Raw genomic sequence first — 3,894 nt, 5'->3', positions numbered from 1 at the left:
TTGATGACTTTTGACCCTGGATCGTCAGTCGCTCTTGCGTGACGCCTTTTCCTGCAATCCCGATTGATGCGTGCGGGCAGCAAGAGCTGCCTCCACATCCTGAATGGTGACACCGCGTGATTTCAGCACCACCAAAAGGTGGAACAGCACATCGGCACTTTCATTGATCAGATTGGTGCGGTCGTCCTCGACCGTCGCGATGACGAGCTCGACCGCCTCTTCGCCGAATTTCTTGGCGCAATGCACGGCGCCCTTGTCGAGCAGCTTCTTCGTATAGGACGACTCACCATCCGCCGCGGCTGCGCGGGCGTCGATGGTGGCGGCGAGATCATGCAGCGTGAAGGACATCGATCAAACTCGTTATGGGGCGAGGGCCCCTAGGGGTCGAGCCGCATCGGCAAGCCGGCGCGCGTCATGTGGTCCTTGGCCTGGCGGATGGTAAATTCACCGAAGTGAAAAATCGAGGCTGCCAGCACCGCTGTGGCGTGGCCGGACCTGATACCTTCGACCAAGTGATCGAGATTGCCGACACCGCCCGAGGCGATCACCGGTACGGCGACACTGTCGGCAATGGCGCGGGTCAGTTCGATATCGAAGCCGGTGCGGGTGCCGTCGCGGTCCATCGAGGTCAGCAGGATCTCGCCGGCGCCGAGCGAGACCACTTCCTGCGCGAACTCGATGGCGTCAATGCCGGTCGATTTGCGGCCGCCATGGGTAAAGATCTCCCAGCGTGAGCCCGCGCGCTTGGCGTCGATGGCCACCACGATGCACTGGTCACCGAACTTTTCCGCGGCTTCCTTGACGAACAGCTTGTTCGCCACCGCGGCGGAATTGATCGACACCTTGTCGGCACCGGCACGCAGCAGCGCCTTGATGTCATCCACGGTGCGGACGCCACCGCCGACGGTCAGCGGCATGAAGCAGGCTTCCGCCGTGCGGCGGACCACATCCATCATGGTGCCGCGATTTTCATGCGTGGCGTTGATGTCGAGAAAGGTCAGTTCGTCCGCGCCGGCGGCGTCATAGGCAATCGCCGCCTCGACGGGATCGCCGGCGTCGCGCAGATCGACGAAATTGACGCCCTTCACCACGCGGCCGTCCTTGACGTCGAGGCAGGGGATGACGCGGACCTTGAACATGGTGTTGTCCTATGCGGCCTTGATCAGGGCGAGCGCTTCAGCCGGATCGATGCGGCCGTCATAGAGCGCACGACCGGAAATGGCGCCTTCGAGCTTTTTCGCACGCGGCTCCAGCATCGCCTTGATGTCGGCGATGGAGGCGAGGCCACCTGATGCGATGACGGGGATCGAGATGGCATCGGCGAGCGCGATGGTCGCGTCCCAATTGATGCCCTTGAGCATGCCGTCGCGGGCGATGTCGGTGAAGATGATGGCGGCAACGCCGGCATCTTCAAAACGCTGCGCGATGTCGAGCGCGGTGACGGTGGACACGTCCGCCCAGCCTTCCACTGCGACCTTGCCATCACGCGCATCGAGACCGACCGCGACGCGGCCGGGGAATGTCTTCGCGGCCTGCTTCACCAGTTCGGGATCGCGCACCGCGGCAGTGCCGATGATGACGCGGCTGATGCCTTTCGACAGCCACGCTTCGATGGTCGCGAGATCGCGGATGCCGCCGCCGAGCTGCACCGGGAATTTGACGAGCTTGAGCATCGCCTCGACGGCCTGTGCATTCACCGGCTTGCCGGCAAAGGCGCCGTCGAGATCGACCACATGGAGATATTCAAACCCCTGATCCTCGAACGATTTCGCCTGCGCGGCAGGGTCGAGATTGAACACGGTGGCACGCGCCATGTCGCCTTGTTCGAGGCGGACGCACTGGCCGTTTTTCAGGTCGATGGCAGGAAAGAGGATCATGATGTTGTATTCCAGAAGCCAAGAGCGCTGTGACTCCCTCCCCCCCGTGCGAAGCGAAGCTTCGCTAGGCGGGGGAGGGCTGGGGAGGGGGGTCCACACGTGACGTCGGAGTTTGTGGCTCCCCCATCCCCGGCCCTTCCCCGCAAGGGGGAAGGGGGCGCACTGCCGGTGATAAACTTCATCACGGCTTCCATTTCAGAAAGTTGGAGATCAAAGCCAGGCCGAAGCGCTGGCTTTTTTCGGGATGAAATTGCGTACCAATGGCGGTGTCGCGGCCGACAATGGCAGTGATCGGCCCGCCATACTCGGCGCGCGCGAGCACTTCCTTCTCGTTCACTGCATTGAGGTGATAGGAGTGCACGAAATAAGCGTGGCGGCCCTTCGGCCCGAGCGGCAGGCCGTTCAGCACCGGATGCTCCTGCAACAGCTCCAGCGTATTCCAGCCCATATGCGGGATCTTCAGGCTCTCGTCGCGCGGCGTGATCTTCTCGACATCGCCGGCAATCCAGTTGAGCCCATCCGTGGTGACATGCTCCTTGCCGCGCGTCGCCATCAGCTGCATGCCGACGCAGATGCCGAAGAACGGCCGCGCCTTGTCGCGCACGGCTTCGGTCATCGCCTGCACCATGCCGTCGAGCTCGTTCAGCCCACGGCGGCAATCGGCGAAGGCACCGACACCGGGCAGCACGATGCGATCGGCGCGAAACACCTGGTCGGGATCGCGGGTGACCACGATCTTCTCGGGGTTCTCCATGCCGCGCGTCGCGCGCTCGAAGGCTTTAGCAGCGGAGTGCAGATTGCCGGAGCCGTAATCGATAATGGCGACGGTCACCGTGTCACTCCCGGTTGCGGAAACAGCCCGATCACGTCCTCAGGCCCGCGCGAAAACGGCTGGGCAGGGACATGACGGGTCGGCGGCGGCGCGCCGCGATCAGTCGAATACGAATCAGAACGCTGGCTGGCCGCCCAGCGATCGAAGAAGCGCCGCTCGGCGGCTTCCGGATTATCAGCCACGACCACATCGAGCTGCCGCCACTTGCCGCGCGAATACGACCAGCGTCGCAGGCTCGACGCCTCGAACCCCATCAGCAGCGCGATGAAGAACATCGCCAGCATCCGCGGCCCAGCCGGCACGCCGAGCTTCGACAGCGCGATCTCACCGACAAAAGACAGCACGAGATAGCCGATCAGCGCCAGCCACAGCCGGTGAAACAGGAGCCAGAACGGACCTGCGATAAACGCCCAGACATGAAAGCCATCGCGCACGAAGACGAACTTGTCCGTCGCCGCCAATGGCGATGTCTCGGCGCTTTTCGGCGCATGAACTGTATAAACCGGCATTAGAGCTCCGTCTTCTCAACCGTCATTGCGAGGAGCGAAGCGACGAAGCAATCCAGTCTCTGGCTTTCTGGATTGCTTCGCTGCGCTCGCAATGACGAGCGTATTATCCGCCGAGCTGCCCCTTGGAGGACGGCACTTCGCCGGCATTGCGCGGATCGATGGCCACTGCCGTGCGAAGCGCCCGCGCCAGACCCTTGAAGCAGGATTCGGCAATGTGATGGCTATTGTCGCCATATAGGGTTTCGACGTGCAAAGTCACGCCCGCCTGCATGGCGAAAGCGGTGAACCATTCGCGCACCAGCTCGGTGTCGAATTCGCCGATCTTGTGGGTCGGGAAGGCGGATTTGAACACCAGGAACGGGCGGCCGGAAATATCCAGCGCCACCCGGGTCAGGGTCTCGTCCATGGGCATATAGACCGAGGCATAGCGGGTGATGCCGGCCATGTCGCCGAGCGCCTGCTTCACGGCCTGGCCGAGGGCGATGCCGACATCTTCCGTGGTGTGGTGGAAATCGACATGGAGATCGCCCACCGCCTTCACGGTGATGTCGATCTTCGAATGGCGGGCGAGCAGGTCAAGCATATGGTCAAAGAACCCGATGCCGGTGGTCGAATTGGACGCACCGGTGCCATCGAGATTCACGGAGACCTCGATCTGGGTCTCCGTGGTGGCGCG

Annotated in this window: 6 protein-coding genes; all 6 read right to left on the bottom strand. The window is 62.7% G+C overall.

Going from position 1 to position 3,894, the window contains the following annotated elements:
* Window positions 1-24: 24 nt before the first annotated feature.
* Window positions 25-348 (bottom strand): phosphoribosyl-ATP diphosphatase, encoded by a 324-nt coding sequence (locus ACIQ2A_RS25670; protein ID WP_398484859.1) that lies wholly within the window; start codon window positions 346-348, stop codon window positions 25-27.
* A 29-nt stretch (window positions 349-377) separates the two neighbouring features.
* Window positions 378-1,139 carry an imidazole glycerol phosphate synthase subunit HisF gene (hisF, locus tag ACIQ2A_RS25665; RefSeq protein WP_398484857.1) on the bottom strand — a complete coding sequence of 254 codons (762 nt, stop codon included), beginning with the start codon at window positions 1,137-1,139 and terminating at the stop codon, window positions 378-380.
* 9 nt (window positions 1,140-1,148) lie between these two features.
* The gene (hisA, locus tag ACIQ2A_RS25660) at window positions 1,149-1,877 is read right to left on the bottom strand and encodes a 1-(5-phosphoribosyl)-5-[(5-phosphoribosylamino)methylideneamino]imidazole-4-carboxamide isomerase (RefSeq protein ID WP_398484855.1); all 729 of its coding nucleotides are present in this window, start codon (window positions 1,875-1,877) and stop codon (window positions 1,149-1,151) included.
* A 181-nt stretch (window positions 1,878-2,058) separates the two neighbouring features.
* On the bottom strand, window positions 2,059-2,709 hold the full coding sequence (gene hisH, locus ACIQ2A_RS25655) for an imidazole glycerol phosphate synthase subunit HisH (protein WP_398484853.1): 651 nt from the start codon (window positions 2,707-2,709) through the stop codon (window positions 2,059-2,061).
* Entirely contained in the window at window positions 2,706-3,218 is a 513-nt protein-coding gene (locus ACIQ2A_RS25650) for a DUF2628 domain-containing protein (protein WP_398484851.1), read from the bottom strand. Before ACIQ2A_RS25650 ends, hisH begins: the two co-directional genes overlap by 4 nt.
* A gap of 103 nt (window positions 3,219-3,321) precedes the next feature.
* The coding region (gene hisB, locus ACIQ2A_RS25645) for an imidazoleglycerol-phosphate dehydratase HisB (protein WP_398484849.1) at window positions 3,322-3,894 on the bottom strand (573 nt) is incomplete at its 5' end.

This window comes from Tardiphaga sp., from assembly GCF_044336785.1.
GTDB lineage: Bacteria > Pseudomonadota > Alphaproteobacteria > Rhizobiales > Xanthobacteraceae > Tardiphaga.
Note: the sequence above shows the minus strand (reverse complement) of the source record. Positions and strands in the feature narration are given on the sequence as shown.

Coding starts and splice junctions, on each gene's coding strand:
- ACIQ2A_RS25670 (WP_398484859.1), bottom strand. CDS start 348: ATGTCCTTCACGCTGCATGATCTCGCCGCCACCATCGACGCCCGCGCA.
- hisF (WP_398484857.1), bottom strand. CDS start 1,139: ATGTTCAAGGTCCGCGTCATCCCCTGCCTCGACGTCAAGGACGGCCGC.
- hisA (WP_398484855.1), bottom strand. CDS start 1,877: ATGATCCTCTTTCCTGCCATCGACCTGAAAAACGGCCAGTGCGTCCGC.
- ACIQ2A_RS25650 (WP_398484851.1), bottom strand. CDS start 3,218: ATGCCGGTTTATACAGTTCATGCGCCGAAAAGCGCCGAGACATCGCCA.